This window comes from Catellatospora coxensis (assembly GCF_016862635.1).
Taxonomy (GTDB): domain Bacteria; phylum Actinomycetota; class Actinomycetes; order Mycobacteriales; family Micromonosporaceae; genus Catellatospora; species Catellatospora coxensis.
Window position 1 is genome coordinate 92936 of record NZ_BONI01000005.1, and the last position, 24713, is coordinate 117648.

The following is a 24713-nucleotide window of genomic DNA, read 5'->3' on the forward strand; positions in this document are numbered from 1 at the left end:
TCAGCGGGCGAAGGTCTGGTCGAGGAAGGTCAGGCGGGTGGCGTCCTGGGCGGCCTCGCCGCCCTCGTGGCCGTTGAACGGGTAGACCTCGATCTGCTTCGGGCCGGCGTAGCGGTGGTAGGCGGCGTAGACGGTCGAGGGCGGGCAGCTGGCGTCCATGTGCGCGACGGAGAACAGGGCGGGAGCAGTCGCGCGTTCGGCGAACAGCACGCCGTCGCTGTAGGACAGGGTCCGGAACACCTGCGCCTCGTGCTCGCGATGCACGGCTAGATACGCGGTGACCTCGCGGTACGGCCCGGCGGTGGCCAGCTCCGCGCCGCGGCGGTGGTCGCACAGGAACGGCACGTCCGGCGCGACGGCGACGAGGTCCGGCACGAGCGCCCCGACCGCGAGGGCCAGGCCGCCGCCCTGGCTCTCCCCCGTGACCGCGACCCGTGCCGCGTCCACCAGCGGGAACGCGCGGGCGGCGGCGACCGCGCGGACCGCGTCGGTGATGACCCGGCGGTAGTAGTGGGTGTCGGGGTCGAGCACGCCGCGGGTCATGAACCCGGGGTGCTGCGGTCCGGTCCCGACCGGGTCGGGGGTGTCGCCGTGGCTCCAGCCGCTGCCCTGGCCGCGTACGTCCATGACCAGGTGGGCGTAGCCGGCGGCGGCGTAGAGCAGGCACTCGTGGGCCAGCCCTCGGCCGCCGCCGTATCCGGGATACTCGACGACGCACGGCAGCGGCGACGTGGTCCCGGCGGGCAGGGCCAGCCAGGCCTTGACCGGGTGCCCGCCGAACCCGGCGAAGGTGACGTCGTGGACCTCGATCGCGCGCCGCCACGCGGGCGTGAAGCGCGCGTCCAGCGGGTACGCGTCCGCCTCGGCCAGCGTGCGGGCCCAGAACGCGTCGAAGTCGTCCGGCGCCCGCAGCGTGCTGCGGTACTCCCCCGGGTTCGGCTCGGTGATCGGCATCGGTTATCCCTTGAGGCCCGTGTGGGCCAGGCCCTCGATGAACTGGCGTTGCGCGATGACGAACACCACCAGCACCGGCAGCGCGGTCAGCGACGCCGCGGACAGCTGGATGTCCCACATCGGGCCGCCGTACGCGTCGACGAACTGGGTCAGCGCCTGCGGCAGCGTGAACATCTCGGAGCTGGACAGGAACACGATCGGTTCCAGGTACAGGTTCCAGCTGTGCAGGAAGGTGAAGATGGCGACCGCGCCCAGGGCCGGGCGGGCCAGCGGCAGCGCGATCAGCCGGAAGATGGCGAAGCGGCCGAGGCCGTCGACCTTCGCGGCCTCCTCCAGCTCGCCGGGCAGGGCGAGGAAGAACTGCCGCATGATGAACGTCGCCAGCACGCTGGGCGCGCCCAGGATCGGCACCAGGATCAGCGGCCAGTGCGTGTCGACCATGCCCCACGCGTCGAACATCTTGAACAGCGGCACGATGGTGACCTCGCTCGGGATGAGCAACCCGACCAGGATCACCACGAACCAGAAGTTCGCGCCCTTGAACCTGATCCGCGCGAACGCGTACCCGGCCAGCGACGACACCGCGAGCGTGCCGATCGTGACCAGCGCGGCGATGTACATGCTGTTGAAGTACTGCCGGGCGAACGGCTGCAGCTCGAACGCCTTGGCGTACGCGTCGAAGCTGACGTCGGTCGGCCACAGGCTAGGCGGGAACGCGAAGACGTCGTTGACCGGTTTGAGCGACGACGTCACCATCCACCAGGTCGGGAACAGGAACGGCAGCGCCAGCAGGCAGAGCACGCCGTACACGGCGGTCTTGGCCCTACGACTCATGGAACACCCACTTCCGGCGCATACGCCACTGGACCAGGGTCAGCAGCAGCACGATCGCGAACAGCAGCACGGACAGGGTGGCCCCGTATCCGAAGTGGTGGAACTGGAACGCCTGCTGGTAGAGGTAGTAGACGAGCACGGTGGTGGAGGTCCCCGGGCCGCCCTGGGTGAGCACGGCGATCTGCGCGAACACCTGCAGCGAGCCGACCACGGTGATGATCGACGTGAGCAGGATGGTCGGGCTGATCATCGGCACGGTGATGCTGAGGAACTGCCGGCGGCGGGTGGCGCCGTCGACGGTGGCGGCCTCGTACAGGTTGGCGGGCACGCCCTGCAGCGCGGCCAGGAACAGCACCATGTTCAGGCCGACGTTCTTGACCACCTGCACCACGATCACTGCGAGCATGGCGGTGCCCTCACCGCGCAGCCAGTTCGGCCCGTCCACGCCGACGAGTTCCAGCAGGCCGTTGATGCCGCCGTTGTCCTGCAGCAGGAAGCTCCACACGATGGTCCAGGCGACCAGGCTCACCACGACCGGCGAGAAGAACACCGTCCGGAAGAACACCGTGCCGCGCAGCCGCTGGTTGAGCAGCACCGCCAGCAGTAGCGCCAGGCTCAGGTTGAGCACGACCAGCCCGGCGGAGAAGAACCCGGTGGCGACCAGCGCGTCGGCGAGCTTGGGGTCGTCGGCCAGGGCCTGGTAGTTCTCGCCGCCGACGAAGGTGAAGGTGTCGGCGAGCACGTTCCACTCGTGCAGGCTGTACCAGAACACCAGGCCCAGCGGCACGAACACGAACAGCACCGAGCCGATGAGCTGGGGGGCGATGAACAGGTAGCCGGCGAGGGTGTCGCGCCGGCTACCCGTCCAGAAGCGTGTGCTCACTTGGCCAGCAGGGGGTTGATGGCCGAGCAGACGCCGCCGAGGACCGCCTTGATGTCCGCGTCGGGCTTCCACAGCGGGTCCAGCGCGGCCCGGACCGCCTGCGCGATCTCGGCCTGGCCGGTGTGGCTGGGCTTGACGACGCCGCCGGAGATGCCGTCGATGACGACCTTCTGCAGCTGCTCGGGCTTGAGCAGCGGGTTGGTCTTGGCGAGGGTGTCGGCGGTGAGCAGCGAGGTGCGCGGCGGCGGGAAGTACGCGGCGAGCTTGGCGGAGTTCTCCGGGTTGGTGAAGAAGGCGAGGAAGTCGGCGGCGACGTCGGCGTTCTTGCCCTTCTTGAGCGCGCCGAGCCCGGCCTGCCCGATCACGGCGTACTGACCCTTGGGGCCGGTCGGCAGCGGGACCAGGTCCCAACCGAACTTGGCCTCCTTGAGCAGCGACGCCCGGGAGATCTGGGTGACCGTCATGGCGGCCTCACCGGCGAAGAAGTCGGCCGTGGTGCCGGGGCCGGGCAGCGCCTTGTCCGTGAAGATCGCCTTGTGCAGGAAGGTCATCGCGTCGACCATCGGCTGCTGGTCGAACCCACAGGTCTTGCCGTCGGCGCTCCACGCCTGCGCGCCCCAGCCGGTCCAGACCGTGGACAGGTTGTCCCAGCCTTTGTAGTCGAAGTCGCGGACGACCAGGCCGGCCTTGCCGCTCTTGGTCGCCGACGCCGCCGCGACCGCGACCGCCTTCTCCCAGGTCCACTGGTTCGCCGCGATCAGCTCGGCCGGAGTCTGCTGCCCGGCGGCCTTGAGCTGGTCGATGTTGACGAACACGCCGAAGGGCGAGGTCGAGAAGGGGTACGCGAACAGCTTGCCGCCGGCCTGCCACAGCTTCGTCGCGGCCGGGCTGAGGTCGGCGGCGTTGTAGCCGTCGGCCTTGGCCAGGGTGTCGTCCAGCGGCAGCAGCGCGCCCGAGCCGACGAAGTCGGGAGCGGAGTTCTCCAGCAGCCAGGCCAGGTCAGGGCCGTTGCCGCCGGCGATCTGGGTGGTCAGGGTGGTGGTGTAGCTCTCGAACGGGATCGGGTCGAACTTGACCTCGGTGACCCGCGGGTTCTTCGCCTGGTACGCGTCGGCGATCTCGTTGAACAGCTTCAGGTGCGCCTCGTTCGAGGACCACACCGTCATGCGCAGCGACACCGGGCCGGTGCTCGGCTCCTCCTCGCCGCCGCACGCGGCCAGGCCGAGAGAAAGCACGCCCGCGGTCGCGGCGGCGAGGATTGCGCGTATCTTCATCGATAACTCCAACTCAAAGTGGCCGGTCAGTAGCCGGAGACGTCGGGCCAGCGCAGTTCGACGCCGTCCCGGATGAGCTGTGCCTGGAACCCGGACAGGTGCTCCGGGGTGTTGCGCACGCCGCGCGGCGACTGGCCGTGGTTCAGGCAGTACGCCGCGAGCGCCCCCGCCACCTCGCCCACGTTCCACTCGACCGGGTGCAGCCGGTACGAGCCGTTGGTGATGTGCGTGGTGCCGATGTTCTTGCCCGCGGGCAGCAGGTTCTCCATCCGGCGCGGGATGAGCGCGCCGAGCGGGATCTCGAAGGGACACGAGCCGACGTCGATGTAGTTGTCGCCGCCGGTGGAGGGGTGCAGGTCGATGCGGTACATGCCGACCCCGACCGCGTCGGGGTACTCGACCGCGCCCTTGTCGCCGCGTACGGCCAGCGACAGGTCCTGCTCGACGACCGTGTACTCGGCCCGGATGCGCCGCGACTCCCGGATGTAGGGGGCCATGGCCAAGCCGTCCGCGCCGCCGGTGACGTCGCCGCGCAGCCGCAGGCCCGGGAAGCCGGCCTCGGTCTGCAGCCAGTACAGGACCGACAGCGACAGCTGCTTCGCGTTGGCGAGATGGACGTCGGCGTCGGGCACGTCGATGACCGGGCTCTCGAAGTAGTCGATCATCGGCCAGTTGACCAGGCAGATGTCGCTCTCGTAGGCGCCGGGCGTGAACAGCTTGCGGGCCGCGATGCGCCGGAACGTCCACAGGTTGCCGTCGCCGGGGTTGACCCGCTGGTCGGCGACGACCGACAGCGGGTCGTCGTCGGGGTTCGGGGTGAAGCTGCGCTCGCTGATCGCCAGGGTGCGCGGGTTCGGGGAGCGGAACGACAGCAGCCGGTCGCCCCAGAAGTCCGGCTGGTAGGCGCGCCAGAAGTCGTACTGCGCGGGCTTGTCGATCGTGTGGTCGCCGTCGACGTGGTCGATCGCGAAGCACACCGACACGGCCTGCATGTTCATCGGCTGCGCGGTGTCCGGGGCGCTCGGCTCACCGGTCTCGTGCTGCGACTCGAACCCGGTGACGTACTCGGTGCCGGTCAGCGGCAGCAGCTCCCCGGTCTCGGTCGCGTCCAGGATGTACGCCGCCTCGATCGTCGACCGGTCGCCGGTGCGCACGTTCTCGACGGTCACCGCGGTGACCCGGTCGCCGTCGGTGTCGGCGGCCACCGGCCGGTACGGCTGCAGCACCGTCAACCGGCCCGACGACCGGTACGGGGCCAGCATCGACTCGATCACCGCGACCGCGACCCGCGGCTCGTGGCACAGCCGGCTGACGTGCCCGCCGCCCGGGTTCAGCTCCCGCCACGCCCGCGCCGCCGGGATCAGCGGGTAGTTGGCCCGGTAGTAGTCCCGGATGCCCTCGCGCAGCGCGCGGTAGCTCGCCGTGACACCGAACTGCTCCACCCAGCTGTGCTCGTCCGGCGGCACGGCCTGGCTGGTCAGCTGACCGCCGAGCCAGTCGTACTCCTCGGTCAGCACCACCCGGCGTCCGGCGCGCAGCGCGCCCAGCGCCGCGGCCACCCCGCCGAGGCCGCCCCCGACCACCAGAATCTCGGCCCGCATCGTCAGTTACCTCTTTCGCTGAGCGTCTCGCCGGACACGACCTCGCACGGCAGCAGGCGCTGCCGCCCGCCGGGCGTGCCCTCGATCAGGGCGGTCAGGACCTCGACGGCCTGCGCGCCCATCGCCTGGCGCGGAATGCGCAGGCTGGTGAACTCCACCGCCGTCGGCAGCGCGGCCCGGGTGGGTTCCCCGAGCGTCGCCACCGACAGCGCGACCCCGCGTTCGCGGGCCAGCTCGAACAGCGCCACCCCGTCCGCGTGCTCCTCGGCGACCACCGCCGTCACCCCGGCGGCCAGCGCCGCGTCCAGCACCGCCGCCGTGTCGCGCACGGGCTCTCCCTCGGCCGGGGGCGCGAAGTGGCCGCCGTATACACCGGCCGCCGCGGCAGCCTCGCGGAAGCCGCGTCCGCGATCGGCCCACGACTCGGGGCCGGAGCCCTGACCGAGGTAGGCGAGCCGGTCGTGGCCCAGCGCCACCGCCCGGCGAACGATCTCCGCGGTCGCCGCCGCGTAGTCGGCGCCGACGTAGGGCACCGGGCCGCCGGCGTCGTCACGGCGGCCGATCGACACGAACGGGATCTCCTCGGCCAGCAGCCGGGCCAGGTCGGTGCGGTCGAGGGTGCGGCCGAGCAGGACGCTGCCGTCGGCCAGGCGCAGCCGGTTGTCGCCGTGGAAGATGCGCCGCCGCCCGTCGACCACCGGCGCGCTGGTCATCAGCAGCAGGTCGCAGCCGAGGACCTCGGCCTGCTGCTCGATGCCGACCAGAAACGGGTGGAAGAAGTCGCTGTTCGCGCTCGGGAACACCGGCTCGTACGTGAACACGCCGATGATCCGGTTGTGCCGCGCGGCCAGCCGCCGGGCGATCGGGTCGGCCACGTAGCCGGTCTCGGCGATGGCCCGCAGCACCTTCTCGCGGGTCTCGGCCGAGAGCTTGACGTCGGCGTCGGACCGTCCGTTGAGGACGAGCGAGACGGTCGCCTGGCTGACGCCGGTCATCCGGGCGATGTCCTGCTGGGTCACCCGCCTGCGGGCTCCGGTCACGGTGCGTGTCCAATCCTCGGGCTAATGCGCATTAGGTGTTTCGGTGAGATGAGATCCTGCGGCCTCCAAGGCGCTTCGTCAAGGCCCGCAACGAAAATCGGCCGAGCAGAAGTTCCTGAACTAATTCGTATTAGCCCCTTGACGCCCACGCGCCCGGGGCACAACACTCACCGTTACTTTCGGTTACATCCATCGATGGGAGGCACCACCGTTGGAACCGCTCCTCAATCGCAGGCAACTGCTGGTCGCGGGCGCAGCCGCCGCGGCCGGCGGGCTCACGGGAGGCGTGCTGGGCAGCCCGGCCCACGCCGCCCCCGCGGGCTTCCCGACGTACCAGTACATCGGGACCCCGTTCAACAAGGCCAACCTGCGCTACAACCCCACCAACGAGCTGATCTTCCCGTGCATCCGCGGGGTGTACGACAAGATCAGCTCACCGCTGGGCAGGTACTACCTGTACTACGCCCCGCACGACGCGCCCGGCGGCATCTGCCTGGCCTACGGCGACTCGCTCAGCGGCCAGTTCACCGAGTACCCGAACAACCCGATCGTGTCCAACGTCTGGTCGCCGCACTACTCGGTGAGCCACGTGTCGTCGCCGCACGTCATCTGGAACGCCGCGAACAGCAAGTTCTACCTGTACTTCCACGGCGAGAACAACACGACCCGGATGGCCTGGTCCACCGACGGCGTCAACTTCACCTACTTCGGGCGGGTGCTGCACACCGGCGTCATCCCCAACTGCACCGAGACGTCGTACGCCCGGGTGTTCGAGCACGCCGTGCCCGGCCTGGGCAACAAGTACGTCATGGTGTTCATGGGTGTCACCAGCGGCACCCGCAAGATCTTCTGGGGCTGGTCGGCCGACGGCAAGACCTTCTCGTTCGACCCGACGCCGCTGGTCACGCCCGGCCCGGACGGGCAGACCGACATCGCCGCGCCGCACATCCTCAAGCGCAACAACACGGTGTACGTCGTCTACCACGGCAACGGCGGCGACATGTACCTCACCGAGGTCGGCAACAGCTTCGACCGCGAGGTGCACCTCGGCGTCTTCCACTACGCCATGGACGCCTGGCCCGACCGGGGCCGCAGCGCCGCCGCGAGCTTCGGCACCGACGGCGGCGTGCAGTACATGTTCTACGAGGCCGGTCCGCGCCTCGACGGCACCATCGCGGTCGCCCGCGCGGTGTGACCGGCGGAGATCGTTGTTTCCGGTCACCGGCCCGCGGTCATACCGCATGACGTGACCGGAAACGGCGATCTCCCACCCGGCGGCTACCGTTCTGCCGTGACCCCCGACTCCTGGTTCCTGTCCGCCGGCGAGCGCGGCAACCCGGCCACCGGCATCGACCGCCGCCACGCCGACGGCCTCGCCTGGAGCCCGGGCAACCTGGCCCGCCCGCTGGTCCACGGGGCGGTCTACTTCAGCGAGCTGGTCGACGTGCTCGGCGGCACGCGGGCCGGGGACGTCGTGCTGTTCACCGACTGGCGCGGCGACCCCGACGAGAAACTCGACGGGCCCCGCACCCAGGTCACCAAGGTCCTCGGCGACGCCGCCCGGCGCGGCGTGCAGGTCTACGGGCTGCTCTGGCGCTCGCACCCCGACTGGCTGCACTTCAGCTCCCCGCAGAACCGCCAGCTCGCCGAGGAACTGCAGGCCGCGGGCGCGCACGTGCTGCTCGACATGCGGGTCCGCTTCGGCGGCTCACACCACCAGAAACTCTTCGTCGTACGCCACCCCGGCCGCCCCGAGCGCGACGTCGCCTACGTCGGCGGCATCGACCTGTGCCGGGGCCGCAACGACGACGCCGACCACCGCGGCGACCCCCTCGCCCCGCCGATGGCCGAGGTCTACGGCCCGCACCCGCCCTGGCACGACATCCAGCTCGCACTGCGCGGCCCGGCCGTCGGCGACGTCGAGCACGTGTTCCGCGAACGCTGGGACGACCCGAGCGCGCTGTCGCTCAACCTGCTCGACCGGCTGCGCGACAAGCTGTCCCGGCTGCGGACCGAGGTCCCCGCGCTGCCCGAGCCGCTGCCCGACCCGCCGCGCTGCGGCACGCACAGCGTGCAGACCCTGCGCACGTACCCGCGCCGGCGGCTCGGCCGCTACCCGTTCGCGCCGCGCGGCGAGCGCAGCGTCGCCCGCGGCTACCTCAAGGCGCTCGCCCGCGCCGAGCAGCTCATCTACGTCGAGGACCAGTACCTGTGGTCGGCCCGGGTCATCCAGCCGTTCGCGCGGGCGCTGCGCGACAACCCCGAGCTGCGGCTCATCTGCGTGGTGCCGCTCGCGCCGGACGCGGCCTCGCCGGCCGTCTCCCGGGCCGAGTCGTGGGGACGCAAGCAGGCCATGAAGGTGCTGGGCAGGGCCGGCGGCGACCGGGTCGCGGTGTACGGGCTGGAGAACGCCGCCGGGACGCCGATCTACGTGCACGCGAAGTCGTGCATCGTCGACGACACCTGGGCCACCGTCGGGTCGGACAACTTCAACCTGCGCTCGTGGACCTACGACTCCGAGCTGACCTGCGCGGTCGTGGACGAGTCGGCGCAGCCGTCGTACGCTCGCGACCTTCGGCTGGAACTGATGAGCGAGCACCTCGGCGGGACCGACCCGCGGCTGGCCGATCCCGTGGCCGCGTTCGACCTGTTCGCCGGCGCGGCCCGGGAGCTGGACGACTGGCACGCGTCCGGGCAGGTCGGCCCGCGGCCGAGGACCCGGCTGCGCCGGTACGACCCGCCGAAGGTGCGCGGCTGGCGGCGGCTGCCCGCGCGGCTCGTCTACGAGCTGATCTGCGACCCCGACGGCCGGCCCGGCACGATGCGCGTACGCAACCGCTTCTGACCGGTCACCAGTACGCGGCGCTGCCGTACGCCTCCCGGCGCGGCCTGCGCAACACACCCGGCCTCAGCCGCACCTCGAACGCCGCCACCTGGTAGGGGCAGGAGTCACTCGGCTCCGCCAGCCACTCCCGCACCGGCACGCCAGGCACCACGTCCGCTCTCGCCCACCACTCATCCTCATGCTTCTGCCAGAAGCCGTCATCGAACCCGATGTCGATCACTCGCAGCCGCCGGACGGCCGGCACCGCCGCCATGACGAAGTCGTCGGCAAGGTCCGGGCAGGCGGCTGCCTGCTCCGCAGTTCCGTCACCGGTCGCCTCGTCACCGTCGGCGAGCAAGCGCAGCACGAACCGCCGCTGCGCGTCGAGCGGCTCCTGTCCATCGCCGCAATCCGGAAGTCCGGCGTCCGGATGCACGGTCACGCACTCGATCACCATCCGTTCCCAGCCGACGCCCGCCGTGGACTCGGTGTCTGCTGTCGCCGGATGGTGCTCAAGCACGCAAGCAACGTAAAGAGTGCTCACGAGTCGAGTATGGCCATGGTGCCGGATGCACCGCGCTGAGCGATCAGATCTCCAGCCACCGCGAGCTGTCGAGTTCACCAGGATCGGCGCGCAACGTCATCTGATCCCAGTCGACGCCCCAGCTCACCGTCGCCACGACGGCGCGGGAGGCGAACATCTGGAACATCGCGGTGGGAGTCCGCCCGCCCAGCCAGTCGTCGCTGTACCGAGGGTGCTTTCGGAATTCCAGGTCCGGCTCGATGTCCAGCAGGCGCAGCAGGTCGCAGGTCTCCTGCGGCAGCTCTGCGCCCATCACGTGACGGAAGAGCTGTTCGCAGAGCCTGAGGTAGGCGCGGCCTGCGGGGCTGACGTGGTACATCTGATGGCCGTTGCGCGGCTGAATGAGGAACCGGCTCAAGTGCAGACGCGCCATCCTGTCCCGCAGGGTGGCGGGACTGACCTCGAAACGCCTACGAAGCTCCGAGTAGTTGCAGAAGCCGCTGGTCGCGATGTGATGAAGCAACGCCGTCTCCAGCGCAGCCATGCCCGAGCTGATGAGGACCGACCTGACCGCGCCGGCGCTGAGCCGGCCGAAGACGATGTTGAACAGCAGGTCATTGGTCACCTCGGCCGCCAGTTCCCGGCCGACCAGGGCTCTGGCGGTTTCATCGTCGGCGTCGAAATCGGCCGGCACCCAGAAGACCTTCAATCTGTTGAGCACCTGCGAGTGTCCGCTGGATCGGAAGTCGCGGGTCGCCTCGTAGAAGGTGTTGCGGTTCTTCGTCGTGTGCCTGGCCACGTAGGCACGGATCTGGGCATCAGACGCCACCAGAAGTGTCCGGACATCCTTGTCGACCCCTTCCGTGTGCTTCCACAGGGTCTGGCCGTCGAGAGAGTAGTCCCAGTTCTCCTTCAGATGGCAGGAGAAGTCGAACTTCTTCCGCTCCGCTTCCCGAAACGCGTACAACCGCGAGGCCGACAAACGACCCAACACCTCGAGGAAGGTCTCGGAGAGGAACTGGTGTTCCGCCGACTCGGTCAATGCCCACCCCGTATCCATCACACGTGCGCAACCGTCGCGAAAGGATAGACAACCGGGCGGACACAACGCCGTGCTTCACGCCGGTCACCGGTCGCCCTGCCCCCGCACGGTGATCTCCACGTGCCGTTGCACGGACGTTCTCGGCGGGTTCAACCGGGATGCCTAACGTCCGGGGCGATTTCTGCGTTCGAGGAGGACTCATGACTCGTCTGCCCCGGCTGGCCCTGGCCGGCCTTACCGTGTTGACCCTCGGGGTCGCCCTGCCCACCGGCGGTTCCGCCGCCCCGGCCGAGGCGGAGCGGACCGGCGACTTCGGCCAGGCCGTGCTGACCGGCTTCGCGAAGCTGCCCGCGCTGACGTTCGTGCCCGCCAGCGACCCGTCCGGCTCGCTGCTCGGCACCGCGCCGGTCAACGGCGTCACGCCGCCGTTCGCCGACCAGCCCGTACAGGGTTTCAGCGGGATCGCCCGCAACCGCGACGGCAGCTACGACGTGCTGTCGGACAACGGCTACGGCAACATCAACAACAGTGGCGACTTCGTCCTGCGCATCCAGCGCATCGTGCCCGACTTCGCCGCCAAGCAGGTCGACGTCGTCGGCGGGATCAACCTCACCGACCCGGCCGGGTTCGTGTCGTGGCCGCTGACCCGGGCCGACCGGGTGCTGACCGGGGCCGACTTCGACGTCGAGTCGATCGTCAAGGCCGAGGACGGCAGCTACTGGATCGGCGACGAGTTCGGGCCGTACCTGCTGCACTTCGACCGGGCCGGGCGGCTGCTGGCCGCGCCGGTGCCGCTGCCGGGCGTCAACGCGCCGGAGAGCGCGGCGCGGCTGGGTGTGACCGCGAACCTGGGCAGCAGCAAGGGTTTCGAGGGCATGGCCACCTCCGTCGACGGCCGCTACCTGTACCCGCTGCTGGAGGGCACCGTCAGCGGTGACACCGCGGGCACGCTGCGGATCAACCAGTTCGACCGGGCCGCCGGGGCGTACACGGCCAGGCGCTGGACGTACCGGCTGGACTCGCCGTCGAACGCGATCGGCGACTTCATCGCGGTCGACAAGCAGCGTTTCCTGGTCATCGAGCGCGACAACAACCAGGGCGACGCGGCCGCGTTCAAGAAGATCTACGTGATCGACCTGGCCGACCGCGACCGGGACGGCCTGGTCGACAAGACGCTGGTCGCGGACCTGCTGAACATCGCCGACCCGAAGCACCTGGGCGGCGGCGCCGGCACGTTCCGGTTCCCGTTCCAGACGATCGAGGACGTGCTGATCCTCGACAACCGCACCCTGGCCGTCCTGAACGACAACAACTTCCCGTTCTCCTCCGGCCGCACCACGGGCCGCCCCGACGACAACGAGTTCATCACCATCCGCCTCGACCGCTCCCTGCACGCCGACCACCGCGTACTCGGCTGACGGCATCCGGTGGGTCCCGCCGCCGCGGTCCCGCCCAGCCCCCTGGATCTAGATGATTTGTTGTCGCTGGGACGACAACAAATCATCTAGATCCGGAATCTCATCGGGGTTCGGGCCAGCCGGCGGCGGTCAGGGCGGCGCGGAGTGCGGCGGCGACCTCGTCCGGTCTGTTGCGCACCTGGTGCGCGGTGAAGCGCAGGATGCGGTCGCCGCTGGTCCAGATGTCGTTCTGCCGCCGCATGTCCGCCTCCCAGTGCCCGGCCTCCAGGTGATGCCCGCCGTCGACCTCGACATGCAGCCGGTACGCCCGCCAGTACGCATCCCGGTAGCGCACCCGCCCGCTCGCGTCGACCCGCCGATCCTGCAGGTCGGGTGCGGGCAGCCGATACCTCCGGCACAGCCGCACGAAGTCGATCTCAGCGAGACTGCCCGCACCGCCTGCGGCGTCACGCACGGTCGCGAGGATCAGCTCGCGACGCGGGGCCCGCGACAGCCTCCCGAGCACCTCCAGCAGCTCGCCGGGCGTCACCAGACGCTGCTGGCAGGCAGCCGCGATCACCTGCTGAGCCTGGTCAGCGAACCGAGCCCACGACGCAGCGTCCACCACCGACCGAGCCATGCTCGTGCGCGCCGGCCGGGCGAGCTGGCAGTCCCGCTCCGGCAGGTGGCTCGTGCGGCGCACCTTCACCGCGGGCAGCTCCGGCGGCAACCGCCGAAACAGATCGGTCCGATGCCCGCCGGTAGGCACCAGCACGTCAACGCGCCCATCGCGAAAGCTGCCACGCAGACCGCCCGCCCGCGCGGCGGCGAGGCCGGCCAGCCGCGCACCCGGCCCCGCAGCCAGCACGGCGATCCAGCGCTGCTGATCGACGCTCAACGGGCCGTCGCCCACCACCAGCACGCCCCGGCACACCTGCCGCCAGCGCCCGGTGCGTACCCGATGACGCACCTTCGCCGGCGTCAGCATCCCAACGGCCTGCGCCCAGGTCACCACGTTGCTCTGCGCGAACAACACCCACTCCAACTCCTCCACGCAGGCAGCCTGACCTGGATCTAGACGACTTGTGGTCGTCAGGGCGACAACAAACCATCTAGATCCAGGACTGGGGTGCGAACGCGCACCGCGGAGGGTTGTCCGTCCGCCTGGGTAGGCTGCCGGCGAGTGCGGCCGAGGGAGGGTACATATGGGGACCTGGGGCAGTGGGAACTTCGACGGGGACACCGCCGCGGATCATCTGTCGATGCTGACCGAGCGGCTCATCAGCGAGGTCGCCGAGGCGATGTCCGGCGATCCGGTCGAGATCGAGCCCGACGAGTACTGGGGCGTCGCGGTGCCGTGCAACCTCGAACTGCTCCACCTCATCGCCCAGCAGGGCTGGGTCGGCGCCGAGCTGCCCGAACCCGAGGTCATCGACGGATGGAAGACCCGGTTCCTCACCGTCTGGGACGAGTCCATCGACGGGCTGGAGCCCGTGCCCGGCTTCAAGGAGCAGCGGCGGGCCGTCCTGGAGCGGACCTTCGATCAACTGTCCGAGCAGGCCGTACGCAAAAACGCCTAGTCGGCGACGTGGATGACGATCTTGCCGCGGCGGCGGCCGTGCTCCAGGGCCTCGTAGCCTGAGCGGGTCTCGGCCAGAGGCAGCACGCGGTCCAGCACCGCCCGCACCTTGCCGGCGTCGACGAGTTCCGCGATCGCTCGCAGGGCCTCCCGGTCGGGCTTGACGATGAAGTACGTCGCGCGCACGCCGTGGCGTTCGGCCTCCTGCTGCTCGGGCGGGGCCGCGATCGCGACGAGGATGCCGCCGGGTCTCAGGACCGGCCACGCCTGGGCCTGCGCGGCCGCTCCGGCGACGTCGACGACGACGTCCACATCCCGGACGTGGTCGGCGAGGTTCGGCTGCTTGTAGTCGATGGCCTGCTCCGCGCCCAGCCCTTCGACGAATTCCAGGTCGCCTGCCGCCGCGGTGGCGCTCACCCGGGCCCCGAGCGCGGACGCGAGCTGCACCACGTACATGCCCACGCCGCCCCCGCCGCCCAGCACCAGCACGTGCTGGCCCGGCTGCACCGCGGCGTGCTCGCGCAGCGCCTCCCAGGCGCTCAGGGCCGCGAGCGGCAGCGCAGCCGTGTGGTCGTGGTCGAGGGTGTCGGGTTTGGCGGCCACGACGTCGGCGGGCAGGACGACGTACTCGGCGGCAGCGCCGTTCAGGGTGAACGGGATCAGTCCGTAAACGGCCTCGCCCACGGCCGGGCTGTCGACGTCCGCACCGGTCGCCGCGACGACGCCGGAGAACTCGTGTGACGGGGTCACCGGGGTGCGCTCGGGGCCTGAGCCGTCTGGAGTGTATGTCCAGGTCTCCGGCCAGGTGAGCTCCTGCGGGGTCATGGATGCGGCCTTGACGGCCACCAGCACCTCGCCCGGCCCCGGTGCGGGCCGTGGCGCCTGCTCGTAGACGAGCTGGTCCGGGCCGCCCCTGGCGTGCGCCCGCACGGCAAACATCGTGGTCATCCGCCCGCCGCTCCCCTCAGATCGTCGGCGCCCGGCCCGCCGGCGCGGACGCGTTCAGGATGAAACCGCAGCTGAACATCCCCATTATCGGGTGAAGAGGCGGCTGATCACCGGGGTTCGCGCGCACGGAAACCGCCCTCGCGGTGCGGAAACAGGACAGCGCTACGCGTCGGCGGATCGCAGCGACGTGGCTCTATGCTGTGCTTCCCGCCGGACTGCGACCGGTGGCGAAGCAGCCGTGGAGGGACTGTGAGCGAGCCGGTGCGGGCGGCCTGATCCGGAGTGGACACGCCATCGAAGCGCCACCGGGCGGACCTGGTCAGGCTCATCGCCGCGGAGGCCATCTCCAACATCGGCACCCGGATGACCTTCTTCGCGGTGCCGTGGCTGGTGCTCGTCTCCAGCGGCGACCCGGTCAAGGTCGGCCTGGTCGCCGGGGCCGAGACGCTGACGTACGTGGTCAGCGGGGTGCTCGCCGCGCCGCTGCAGGACCGGGTCGGGGCGCGGCGCACGTCGCTGTGGTCGGATGTGGGCAGTGTCGCGGTGATGGCCGCGATCGCCGTGGTCGGCCCGCACGGTTTCGGGCTGCTGCTGGCGCTGGTCGCGGTGCTCGGGGTGCTGCGCGCGCAGGGCGACCGGGCCAAGGCGACGATGGTGGTGCCGCTGATGGGCGCGGCGGGCGGCGACTACGCCCGGGTCGCCGCGGTGCGCGAGGGCGTGCTGCGCACCTCGACGCTGGCCGGGTCGTCGCTGGCGGGCATCGCCGTGGTGGTGTTCGGGCCGATCGGCGGGATCTGGATCGACGCGGCCTCGTACGCGGTCGCGGTGGCGCTGATGGTCCCGGTGCGGGCCGCGGTGACGGCCGCCGCCGACGCGAAACAGGCCGTGCCCTACTTCACGGCGCTGCGGGAGGGGTTCACCTGGTTCCGGCGCAACCGGCTGATGCGCGCCGTGACCGGGATGCTGTTCTTCACCAACCTGTTCAACCAGGCCAGCGCCGTGGTGTTCGTGCCGCTGTGGGTGTTCGAGACGATGGACGACCCGGCGGCGCTGGGCGCGGTCGCCACCGCGTACGCGCTGGGGCTCATCGCCGGGAACGTGCTTGTCGCGTGGGTGGCGCCGATCATGCCGCGCTACCCGATGCTGGTGGCCGGGTATCTGATCGGCGGGGTGCCTCGGTTCATCGTGCTGGCGCTGACCGACGACCTGCTCGTGATCGTGGCGGTGACGCTGGTCGGCGGGATCTTCATGTCGTCGCTGAACCCGACGGTCAGTGCGATGATCTACCAGCGGACGCCGAAGGAGATGCTGTCGCGGATGGGCGGCATCATCACGGCGGTGGCGTTCGGCGGCGCGCCGCTGGGCGGCCTGCTCGCCGGATACCTGGTGCAGTTTCTCGGGCTGAGCAACGCGATCCTGGTCGCGACCGGCCTGTACTTCGCGGTGACGCTGACGCCGGTGATCGGGCATCGGCTGTGGCGCGAACTCGACGACACCGCGCCTCCGCCGCCCAAGCCCGGCGACGGCAAGCCGCTGCCCGCGCTGTACGGGCTGGCCGGCGCGGCCAGCGGGCCCCGGGTCAGCCTGCGGTACGCGGAGGGCCGGTGGACGGTGCGGGCCCGGCACGGGCTGCGCAGGCTGGTGTCCGAGCGGCCTGTGCAGCCCAAGAACGCGGTCGCGGCGCTGGCGTGGCTGGAGGCCGAGCCGGTGCAGGCGGCGGTGCGGGCCGCGATCGACCACGACCGTGCGCTGGCCGAGGACCGGACCCGTGCGGTACGCGCCCAGGCCGCCATCCTGGACCGGCACCTGACCGAGCTGAACCGGGCCCTGGACCGCGGTTAGGAACACGACGAACGGCTGGACACCGTCCGCACCCGACTCCAAGATGTTCATCATGTTTGATGTGACAGCGGAGTCGCCCGTCAACGTCCGGCCGTCACATCTGGTGGAGCTGCCGCTGACGCCGTTGCAGGCCCGCTGGTGGCAGCTGTGCATGAGCCACCCCGGCGGCATGTCGCCGCTGGTGGACCTGGTGCACCGGTTCCGCGGCCCGCTGGACGCCGACGCGTGGGCGCGGGCCGTCGACGCGGTCGTGAACCGGCACGAGATCCTGCGCACCCTGTTCGCCGCCCGGCCGGACGGGCCGGTGCAGGTCGTCGGACCCGCGAACGGCATCGCGATGGAGGTGCTCGACCTGCGCGACCTCCCGGCCGAGCAGCGCGAGCAGCGGGCCCGCGAGCTGCTGAACGAGCGCCGTACGCTGTCGCTCGACCTGCAGACCGGGCCGCTGGTGCACACGTCGCTGCTGCGCCTGGCCGACGACGACCACCTGTGGCGGATGACGATCCACCACATCCTCGCCGACGGGGCCTCGCTCGGCGTCATCGACCGCGAGCTGGCCGTGCTCTACCCGGCGCTGGCCGCCGGAACTCCGCCCGACCTACCTGAGCTGCCCGTCCAGTACGGCGACTTCGCCTGGTCGCAGTCCGTCGCGGACACCGAGAAGGAGGACGAGGACCGGGAGTACTGGCGCGAGCAGCTGGCGGGGCTGGCGCCGCTGGAGCTGGTCGACGCGCTGCCACGCCCCGCGGCCAAGGGCGCGCCCGCGGCGCAGCTGGCCCGGACCGTGGACCCGGAGCTGGTCCGGCGGGTCGAGGAGCTGGGGCGGTCGGCGCGCTGCACCCGGTTCATGGTGCTGCTCGCGGCGCTGCACGTGCTGCTGTACCGGGCGAGCGGCCGGGACGACTTCGCGATCGGCATTCCGGTCGCCGGGGTGGGGCGCACCCGGCCGGAGCTGGCGCGGCTGGTGGGGCTGTTCAACAACGCGCTGGCGCTGCGCGGCGACCTGTCCGGCGATCCGGCGTTCCGGGAGCTGCTGGCGCGTACCCGGGAGACGGTGATCGACGCGCTGGACCACCAGGACCTGCCGTGGGGGCAGGTGGTCGCGGCGCTCGACGAGCCGTCGCATCCGGGCCGGGCGCAGGGTTTCCAGGCGATGTTCCTGCACGAGGAGGTCGAGGTCGCCTCGCGGCTGGCCTTGCCGGGACTGTCCGTCGAGGACTTCCCGCTGGGCATCCCGAAGGTGCTGCACGACCTGATGGTGTACGCCCGGCCCGGCCCGCAGGGCCTGTCGACGACGTTCGTCTACGACACGGGGCTGCTGACGGAGCCGGTGGTGGCCGGGCTCGCCGACGGGTACGAGCGCGTACTGCGCGCCGTGGTCGACGAGCCCGACATCCGCCTGTCGGAGCTGGTCAAGCGGGCCTGACGGTCACACCTTGGCCTTGGCGGCGGCCCGGCGCTGCTCGATGGTCCGGGCCATCGCGTCCAGCGTCGGCGCGTCGAAGATCAGCCGCATCGACAGCCGCACCCCGAACGACGCCCGCACCTGGGCCACGAGCTGCACCGCCGTCAGCGACGTACCGCCGATGGCGAAGAAGTCGTCGTCGGGCTGAATCCGCTCGATGCCGAGCAGGGAGGTCCAGATCGGCGCGAGCGCGGCGGCCACCTCCGGCTCGGTCACGCCATCCGTGCCGGTCGGGGCCGTGCTCATTCCGGTCGAGGCCGTGACCGCGGGCGCTGCGTGGTCTGATCCCGTCGGGGTCACATCGGCGCGGGCCGTGCCGTCCCTGGTGATCAGCAGGCCTGCCGCCGGGGCGACCGCCTGGACCGGCGCCGGCGGGTCAGGGTCGATCCAGTGGCGGGTCCGCTCGTAGGGGTAGCCGGGCAGCGGCACCCGCCGGCCGGTGCCGCCGAAGGCCAGCGGCACCCCGTGCGCCCACAGCGTCGCCGCCGTGGTGTAGCAGGTCGTCGCCTCGTCAGCGGCGCGGGTTCCGGCCGGTTCGGTGGCGGCGGGCAGGCTGTGCAGCGGTGCGGGGCCGTCCTTGGGGGCCTGCATCTGAGCGAGCCCGGCGAGGCGGCGGCCGGGCCCGCACTCCAGGAACACGGTCGCGCCGCCGGCCAGCGCGGTGGCGACGGCCGGTCCGAACAGGACGGGTTCGCGTAGCAGCCCGGCCCAGTACGCCGGGTCGCGGGTCTGGTCTGCGGTGGCGGGCAGGCCGGTGCGGCAGGACAGGTAGGGGCTGTTCGGGGCGGCCGGGCGGGCGGCCGTGACGGCGGCGGTCAGCTCGGCGAGCATCGCGTCGGTGACGGCAGAGGGGGACGCGTGCACGGTGCGCAGCCGCCGGGTGGCGATCTTGCGGCCGGAGGGTTCGGTGAGCCGCTCCAGGAGCTCGGCCGGGCCGGTGACGACGCAGGTCGCGGGGCCGTCGACGGCGACGATCGACGCCTGCGGCGGGAGCAGCGCGGCGAGCCGGTCCGGGGCGGCCGACACGGTGAACGCGGTCTCGGCGGCTTCGCGGGCGAGCCGCCCGTGCAGGGCGACCAGGCGCAGCGCGTCGGCCAGGTCGAACACCCCGGCCAGCGTCGCGGCGACGTACTCGCCCACGCCGTGGCCGAGCATCGTGGCCGGGCGTACCCCCCAGGACTGCCAGAGCCGTGCCGTGGCGTAGCCGGCGGTGAACGAGCCGAGCAGCGGGTCGGCCGGCAGGTCACGGGCGTCGCGACCGGACGCCGCGGCGCAGCTGTCGACGGCGGCGGCGAAGGCCGGCACGGTGTCGTACAGGCCGAGCCCGGCCGGTCCGGGGGCCTGGTCACCGAAGAGCAGGACCACGCGGGGGTTCGCCACGGCGGTGCCTGACAGGCGCTGCGGGCTGCGGAGCGCGGCGACCGCGCCGGTGCGGCCGGTGGCGACGACGGCGGCGCGGTACGGGTGCTCGGCCCGCCCGGCCCGCAGGGTGAACGCGACGTCGGCCAGGTCCAGGTCACCGGCCACGGCCAGGTGGTCGGCGAGCCGCGCCGCCGCGGCGTCTCGGGCCGCGGCCGACCGCGCCGAGACGGTGAGCACCTGCGGCCTGCCCGGCTCCAGCACGGCCGTGGCAGCAGGCCGGTCCGGAACCGCTCCGGAGGGCACGGCCCTGGGCTGCCCCGGTGCGGCGGGGTTCGGTTCGCGGGCCGGGCCCTGCTGGAGCACGACGTGGGCGTTGGTGCCGCCGACGCCGAAGGAGCTGACCGCGGCGCGGCGCGGTGTGCTTCCGGTCTCCCACGTGGCCAGGGCGGCGTTGACGTAGAACGGGCTCTGGTCCAGGTGCAGGGCCGGGTTGGCGGCCGTGTAGCCGAGGCTGGCCGGGATCCGGCCGTGGTGCAGGGCGAGCGCGGTCTTGATGAGACCGACGACGCCCGCGCCCTGGCTGAGGTGGCCGATGTTCGACTTCACCGAGCCCAGGGCGCACCACTGCCGGTCGGCGCGGCCTCGGCCGTACACGGAGGTCAGTGCCTCGACCTCGATGGCGTCGCCGAGCGGGCTGCCGGTCGCGGACGCTTCGACGTAGCTGACGGTGCGGGGGTCGACGCCCGCGGTGGCCAGGGCGTTGGCGACGGCGGCGGCCTGCCCGGCGACTCCGGAGGCGGTGAAGCCGACCTTGGCCGCGCCGTCGTTGTTGACGGCGTTGCCGAGCACGACGGCGTACACCTGGTCGCCGTCGTCGAGCGCGTCGGCGAGCCGTTTGAGCAGCACGGCTCCCCCGCCGCTGCCGGCCACGACCCCGGAGGCGGCCGCGTCGAACGGGCGGCAGTGCCCGTCGGCGGAGTCGGCCGCGCCCTCGCGGTGCAGGTAACCCCGGTCGGCGGGCAGTTCGATGCTGACGCCGCCGGCCAGGGCCATGTCGCACTCGCCCGCGCGCAGCGCCTCGGCGGCCATGTGCACGGCGACCAGCGAGGTGGAGCAGGCCGTGTAGACGCCGACGCTGGGGCCGCGCAGGTTCAGGTGGTACGACGCGAGGGTGGTGAACGTGTCGGCGTGGTTGCCGTTGCCGATCGTGGTGTGGTCGGTGACCGCCATGATCGCCCGGTTGGCGTGGATGTGCTGCCAGCGGTAGGTCTCCATGCCCCGTCCGCCGTAGACGCCGATGTCGCCGGGGAAGCGGGCCGGGTCCCAGCCCGCGTGTTCCAGGGCGCTGTGGCACAGCTCCAGGAACAGCCGGTGCTGCGGGTCGGCCAGCGCCGCCTCGCGCGGGGTGAGGCCGAACAGGCCCGCGTCGAAGTCCTCGACGCCGTCGAGCAGGTAGCCGACCGGTACGAAATCGGGGTCGTCGAGCTGCTCGGCCGGGACCCCGGCGCGCAGCAGGTGCTCGCGGCTCAGCTCGGTGCGCGCGGACCTGCCGGCGACCAGGTTGTCCCAGAACCGGGCCAGGTCGGGTGCGCCGGGGACCCGGCAGGCCATGCCGATCACCGCGATGGGCTCGGGTCCGTCGGTCAGGTCGTCGGTCACCGGTGGTCTCCTTCGGTCGCGGCGCGGTGTCTGGTCCGCGCGCGCCGGGCCGCGCCCCGGCGCAACGCCAGTTCCACCGCGTCGTCGGCGTCGCCCGCGGTCGTGACACCGTCGAGGAAGGACGCCAGCGCCCGTACGGTGGGATAGCGGAACAGATCGACGACGCGCAGGTCCCGGCCGAGCATGCGGTTGAGCCGCTGCTGCACGGTCACGGCGGACAGCGAGCCGCCGCCGGAGTCGAAGAAGTTGTCCGTCGCCCCGACGGCGTCGCGGCCCAGGACCTCGCACCACACGGCGGCGACGGCGTGCTCGGTCGCGGTCGCCGGCGGCGTCCCCGCGCCGTGGTCCGAGCGACGCGGCCGCGCCGTGGCCCGCGGGGAGGCGACGGCGGTGACGCCGCGCGACGGGGCGAGCTCGCCGCCAGTAAGGTCGCCTGCCGCCACACCGCGGGTGATCACCTGCCGGAGCGAGTCCAGCAGCTGGTCCATCCGGGACACGTCGTACAGGTCGCTGTTGTGGACGATCTCCAGCCGCATCCGGCCGTCGCGTTCCACGCCGTACAGCGTCAGGTCGAACGCCGAGCCCGGCGCGGGCACCGGCACCGGCTCGCCGGCCAGGCCCTTGAGGTCCAGCCGGGGCGCGGCGAAGTTGAACACGTTGAACAGCACCTGGACCAGCGGGCTGCGGACCGTCTGGCCGCCCAGCCCGAACGCCTGCACCAGGCGTTCCAGGGGCGCTTCCGGGTGCGCCAGCGCGGCGATCAGCTCGTCGCGGGCCGCGCGTACGTGGTCGGCGAAGCTCACGCCGGGCTCGGTGCGCAGCCGCAGCGGGGTGATGTCGACGAAGAAGCCGACCATCGGCTCGAAGTCGGGATGGCGGCGGTCCACCGCCGGCGTGCCGAGCACGAGCTCCTCCTGCCCGGCCCAGCTCGAAAGGACCAGCCCGAACGCGGCCAGCAGCACCGCCGACGGGGTGGCACCGTGCTCGCGGGCGAAGCGGTGCAGCTCGGCGGTGGTCTCGGCGTCGAGCCAGGCTCCGCTGTAGCCGGCGGGGTAGGTCTGCTCGGCGGGCCGGGGCCGGTCGCCGGGGACGTCGAGCACGGTCGGCGCGCCGTCCAGGTGGGCCGTCCACCAGCCGAGGTCGGCGTCGGCGCGCTGCTCGCGCCGCTCGGCCCGCCAGGCCACGTAGTCGCCGTACGTGGCGGGCAGCGGCGGCAGGGCCGCACCGGCGTACGCCGTGGCGAGGTCGTCGTAGAGCATGGCCTGTGACCAGCCGTCGAACACGGCGTGGTGGGCGGTGACCGCCCACACGTGCTCGTCCTCGCCGAGCCGGAACAGCCGGTGCCGCCACAGCGCGTCGACGGCCAGCCGGAACCGGCCGCCCGCCTCGGCGGCCAGCTGCGCGGCGAGCTCGCGTTCCCGCTCGGCCGGGGGCAGCCCGCTCAGGTCCGTCACCGGCAGCGGCACCGGGCCGACCGGGTCGAGCACCGCGTACGGCACCCCGTCCGCGTCCGGGATGCGCCAGCGCAGCACCTCGTGGCGTTCGGCGACGGCGGTCAGCGCGGCGCGCAGCGCCTGCTCGTCGAGGGGCCCGCGCAGGCGTTCGGCGAGCACGATGTTGTAGGCGGCGGCGGCCTCGGGCGAGTAGCGCTCCAGGAACCACAGGCGCTGCTGCGCGGGCGACAGCGCGGGCGGGCGGCCGCGTACCGGCGGCTCGTCGCCGAGCACGGCCGCGTCCGACGCGCGGGACGCGATCGCCCGCAGGGTGCGGCCCTGCAGCACGTCCTCGATCGCCACGTCGCGGCGAAGGCGCGGGCGCAGCGCGGCGACCAGCCGCATCGCGGTGATCGAGTGGCCGCCGGTGTCGAAGAAGTCGTCGTCGCGGCCGACCCGGGCCAGCCCCAACAGCTCGGCCCAGACGGCGGCGACCTCGGTCTCCGCCGGAGTGGCCGGCGCGGCGAACGGCGTCTCCTCCACGGGCCCGGTCTGCGCGACCAGCCGGTCGAGGTCGACCTTGCCGCTGGACAGCAGCGGCAGCTGCGGCACCACGCTGATCCGGGCGGGGACCATCGCGGGCCCCAGCCGGGCGGCGACGTGCTCGTGCAGCGCCTGCGAGGTGGCGGCACCGGTCGTGAACGCCACCAGCTGCTTGCCACCGGGGCCGTCGACGGCCGCGACGGCGGCGTGCCCGACCTCGGGGTGGCTGCGCAGCACCGCCTCGACCTCGCCGATCTCGACACGCTGGCCCCGGATCTTCACCTGCCGGTCGACCCGGCCGAGGAAGTGCAGCAGCCCGTCCGGCTGCCGGACCACCAGGTCACCGGTGCGGTACAGCCGCGCGCCCGGCACCCCGGAGAACGGGTCGGCCACGAACCGCTCCTCGGTCAGCTCCGGCGCGCCCAGGTAGCCCAGCGCCAGCCCCGCTCCCCCGGCCAGCAGCTCACCGGGTACGCCGTCGGCTACCGGGCGCAGGTGCTCGTCCGCGACGTACACCCGGTGGTTGGCGGCCGGACGGCCGATCGGCAGCGGCCGGTCCCACTCACCGGTCGCCTCGAACCAGGTCACCAGCACCGTCGTCTCGGTGGGGCCGAACAGGTTGAGGAACCGGCGGCCTCCGGCCGTCCAGCGTCCCACCTGCTCCGGGCCCGGGGCCTCGCTGCCGGTCAGCACCACCCGCAGATCGGGCAGGCCGGCCGGGTCGAGCACGGGCAGCAGCGCCGGGGGTACGAACGCGACGGTGACCCGGTGCTCGGCGCAGAACCGCTGCAGCCGGGTCGGGTCGGCCCGGTCGGCGGTCCCGACGAGCGCGACCGTGCCACCCGCCGCGAGCGGGGCCAGGATGTCGATGACGGACGCGTCGAACCCGATCGACGCGAACCCGAGCGCGACGCTGTCGCGGGTCAGATCCGCGATCGCGGCGAGGCTGGTCACGAACTCGGTCAGCGCCCCGTGCGGGATCATCACGCCCTTCGGCCGACCGGTCGAGCCCGACGTGAACATCACGTAGGCGAGGCCGTCGGCCCCCAGGGCCTCACCGTTTACCAGGGCCGGGGTGTCGGTCGGCGCGACTGGACCAGGCACCTCCGGGAGCGGCAGCAGATCGAGGCCCGCGCCGTCGAGCAGGCGCGCGCCGACCGGGTCGCAGACGACGGTGCGCAGGCCCGCCTCGCGGGCGATGTCGTGCAGCCGCGCGGGTGGCAGGGCGGGGTCCAGCGGCACGTAGGCCGCGCCCGAGGCCAGCACCCCGAGCAGGCCCGCGACCAGCATCGGCTGCCGGTCGGCGCAGACACCGATCAGCGGGTGCGGGCCGTTCGCACGCAGCGTGGCGGCGAGCTCGCCGGCGGCCGTACACAGCTGCCGGTAGGTGAGCACGGTGTCCCACTGCCGGACCGCGACCGTGTCGGGAGCCGACGCGGCGTGGTCCGCGACGAGGTCGGTATACCTGCGGTCGGGGTACGGCAGGGTCTCGCCCGATGCCATCGCCACG

The 24713-nt window shown here is 72.2% G+C and carries 18 protein-coding genes; 6 read left to right on the top strand and 12 right to left on the bottom strand.

Annotated features, from left to right (window positions below; all coding sequences use genetic code 11):
• The 6 genes from Cco03nite_RS04135 to Cco03nite_RS04160 are packed head-to-tail and all read right to left on the bottom strand — an operon-like array spanning window position 1 to window position 6586.
• On the bottom strand, window positions 1-954 hold the full coding sequence (locus tag Cco03nite_RS04135) for an acetylxylan esterase (RefSeq protein WP_203688686.1): 954 nt from the start codon (window positions 952-954) through the stop codon (window positions 1-3).
• A 3-nt stretch (window positions 955-957) separates the two neighbouring features.
• Window positions 958-1788 carry a carbohydrate ABC transporter permease gene (locus Cco03nite_RS04140; RefSeq protein ID WP_203688688.1) on the bottom strand — a complete coding sequence of 277 codons (831 nt, stop codon included), beginning with the start codon at window positions 1786-1788 and terminating at the stop codon, window positions 958-960.
• The gene (locus Cco03nite_RS04145; protein WP_203688690.1) at window positions 1778-2671 is read right to left on the bottom strand and encodes a carbohydrate ABC transporter permease; all 894 of its coding nucleotides are present in this window, start codon (window positions 2669-2671) and stop codon (window positions 1778-1780) included. Before Cco03nite_RS04145 ends, Cco03nite_RS04140 begins: the two co-directional genes overlap by 11 nt.
• The gene (locus Cco03nite_RS04150; protein ID WP_203688692.1) at window positions 2668-3945 is read right to left on the bottom strand and encodes an ABC transporter substrate-binding protein; all 1278 of its coding nucleotides are present in this window, start codon (window positions 3943-3945) and stop codon (window positions 2668-2670) included. Before Cco03nite_RS04150 ends, Cco03nite_RS04145 begins: the two co-directional genes overlap by 4 nt.
• A gap of 26 nt (window positions 3946-3971) precedes the next feature.
• Window positions 3972-5546: an FAD-dependent oxidoreductase gene (locus tag Cco03nite_RS04155; RefSeq protein ID WP_203688695.1), complete on the bottom strand. Its 1575-nt coding sequence runs from the start codon at window positions 5544-5546 to the stop codon at window positions 3972-3974.
• 2 nt (window positions 5547-5548) lie between these two features.
• On the bottom strand, window positions 5549-6586 hold the full coding sequence (locus tag Cco03nite_RS04160; protein WP_203688697.1) for a LacI family DNA-binding transcriptional regulator: 1038 nt from the start codon (window positions 6584-6586) through the stop codon (window positions 5549-5551).
• Window positions 6587-6797: 211 nt separating this feature from the next.
• Between Cco03nite_RS04160 and Cco03nite_RS04165 the strand changes: the two genes are divergently transcribed.
• Window positions 6798-7781: a glycoside hydrolase family protein gene (locus tag Cco03nite_RS04165; protein WP_203688699.1), complete on the top strand. Its 984-nt coding sequence runs from the start codon at window positions 6798-6800 to the stop codon at window positions 7779-7781.
• A 96-nt stretch (window positions 7782-7877) separates the two neighbouring features.
• Window positions 7878-9431 (top strand): phospholipase D-like domain-containing protein, encoded by a 1554-nt coding sequence (locus Cco03nite_RS04170; protein WP_203688701.1) that lies wholly within the window; start codon window positions 7878-7880, stop codon window positions 9429-9431.
• A 4-nt stretch (window positions 9432-9435) separates the two neighbouring features.
• On the opposite strand, the gene Cco03nite_RS04175 is transcribed toward Cco03nite_RS04170, so the two are convergent.
• Together Cco03nite_RS04175 and Cco03nite_RS04180 are read right to left on the bottom strand one after the other, a co-directional pair.
• Window positions 9436-9954, bottom strand: a complete 519-nt coding sequence (locus Cco03nite_RS04175) for a hypothetical protein (RefSeq protein ID WP_203688703.1) — start codon at window positions 9952-9954, stop codon at window positions 9436-9438.
• Between the two features lie 43 nt (window positions 9955-9997).
• Window positions 9998-10975 (bottom strand): hypothetical protein, encoded by a 978-nt coding sequence (locus Cco03nite_RS04180; RefSeq protein ID WP_203688705.1) that lies wholly within the window; start codon window positions 10973-10975, stop codon window positions 9998-10000.
• A gap of 200 nt (window positions 10976-11175) precedes the next feature.
• Between Cco03nite_RS04180 and Cco03nite_RS04185 the strand changes: the two genes are divergently transcribed.
• Complete coding sequence (locus Cco03nite_RS04185; RefSeq protein WP_203688707.1) at window positions 11176-12393, top strand: esterase-like activity of phytase family protein; 1218 nt, start codon at window positions 11176-11178, stop codon at window positions 12391-12393.
• A 100-nt stretch (window positions 12394-12493) separates the two neighbouring features.
• Here Cco03nite_RS04185 and Cco03nite_RS04190 read toward each other — a convergent pair whose 3' ends face one another.
• Window positions 12494-13426, bottom strand: coding sequence for an endonuclease domain-containing protein (locus Cco03nite_RS04190; RefSeq protein WP_239167095.1), 933 nt, complete (start codon window positions 13424-13426; stop codon window positions 12494-12496).
• Between the two features lie 151 nt (window positions 13427-13577).
• Between Cco03nite_RS04190 and Cco03nite_RS04195 the strand changes: the two genes are divergently transcribed.
• Window positions 13578-13952 carry a DUF4259 domain-containing protein gene (locus Cco03nite_RS04195; RefSeq protein WP_203688709.1) on the top strand — a complete coding sequence of 125 codons (375 nt, stop codon included), beginning with the start codon at window positions 13578-13580 and terminating at the stop codon, window positions 13950-13952.
• On the opposite strand, the gene Cco03nite_RS04200 is transcribed toward Cco03nite_RS04195, so the two are convergent.
• On the bottom strand, window positions 13949-14899 hold the full coding sequence (locus tag Cco03nite_RS04200; protein WP_203688711.1) for an NADP-dependent oxidoreductase: 951 nt from the start codon (window positions 14897-14899) through the stop codon (window positions 13949-13951). The two genes, Cco03nite_RS04195 and Cco03nite_RS04200, sit on opposite strands and share 4 nt — an antisense overlap.
• 282 nt (window positions 14900-15181) lie before the next feature.
• On the opposite strand from Cco03nite_RS04200, the gene Cco03nite_RS04205 reads away from it, so the two are divergent.
• Entirely contained in the window at window positions 15182-16741 is a 1560-nt protein-coding gene (locus Cco03nite_RS04205) for an MFS transporter (RefSeq protein WP_203688714.1), read from the top strand.
• A gap of 52 nt (window positions 16742-16793) precedes the next feature.
• Window positions 16794-18167 carry a condensation domain-containing protein gene (locus Cco03nite_RS04210; protein ID WP_203688716.1) on the top strand — a complete coding sequence of 458 codons (1374 nt, stop codon included), beginning with the start codon at window positions 16794-16796 and terminating at the stop codon, window positions 18165-18167.
• A 3-nt stretch (window positions 18168-18170) separates the two neighbouring features.
• Here Cco03nite_RS04210 and Cco03nite_RS04215 read toward each other — a convergent pair whose 3' ends face one another.
• Together Cco03nite_RS04215 and Cco03nite_RS04220 are read right to left on the bottom strand one after the other, a co-directional pair.
• A complete protein-coding gene (locus tag Cco03nite_RS04215; protein WP_203688717.1) occupies window positions 18171-21227 on the bottom strand; it encodes a type I polyketide synthase in 3057 nt (1018 codons plus the stop codon).
• Complete coding sequence (locus tag Cco03nite_RS04220; RefSeq protein ID WP_203688801.1) at window positions 21224-24706, bottom strand: non-ribosomal peptide synthetase; 3483 nt, start codon at window positions 24704-24706, stop codon at window positions 21224-21226. Before Cco03nite_RS04220 ends, Cco03nite_RS04215 begins: the two co-directional genes overlap by 4 nt.
• Between the last annotated feature and the right edge of the window lie 7 nt (window positions 24707-24713).

Excerpts from the sequence above, each read along its gene's own strand:
- Cco03nite_RS04135 (WP_203688686.1), bottom strand. The coding sequence starts at position 954 with ATGCCGATCACCGAGCCGAACCCGGGGGAGTACCGCAGCACGCTGCGG.
- Cco03nite_RS04140 (WP_203688688.1), bottom strand. The coding sequence starts at position 1,788 with ATGAGTCGTAGGGCCAAGACCGCCGTGTACGGCGTGCTCTGCCTGCTG.
- Cco03nite_RS04150 (WP_203688692.1), bottom strand. The coding sequence starts at position 3,945 with ATGAAGATACGCGCAATCCTCGCCGCCGCGACCGCGGGCGTGCTTTCT.
- Cco03nite_RS04155 (WP_203688695.1), bottom strand. The coding sequence starts at position 5,546 with ATGCGGGCCGAGATTCTGGTGGTCGGGGGCGGCCTCGGCGGGGTGGCC.
- Cco03nite_RS04185 (WP_203688707.1), top strand. The coding sequence starts at position 11,176 with ATGACTCGTCTGCCCCGGCTGGCCCTGGCCGGCCTTACCGTGTTGACC.
- Cco03nite_RS04195 (WP_203688709.1), top strand. The coding sequence starts at position 13,578 with ATGGGGACCTGGGGCAGTGGGAACTTCGACGGGGACACCGCCGCGGAT.
- Cco03nite_RS04200 (WP_203688711.1), bottom strand. The coding sequence starts at position 14,899 with ATGACCACGATGTTTGCCGTGCGGGCGCACGCCAGGGGCGGCCCGGAC.
- Cco03nite_RS04210 (WP_203688716.1), top strand. The coding sequence starts at position 16,794 with ATGTTTGATGTGACAGCGGAGTCGCCCGTCAACGTCCGGCCGTCACAT.
- Cco03nite_RS04220 (WP_203688801.1), bottom strand. The coding sequence starts at position 24,706 with ATGGCATCGGGCGAGACCCTGCCGTACCCCGACCGCAGGTATACCGAC.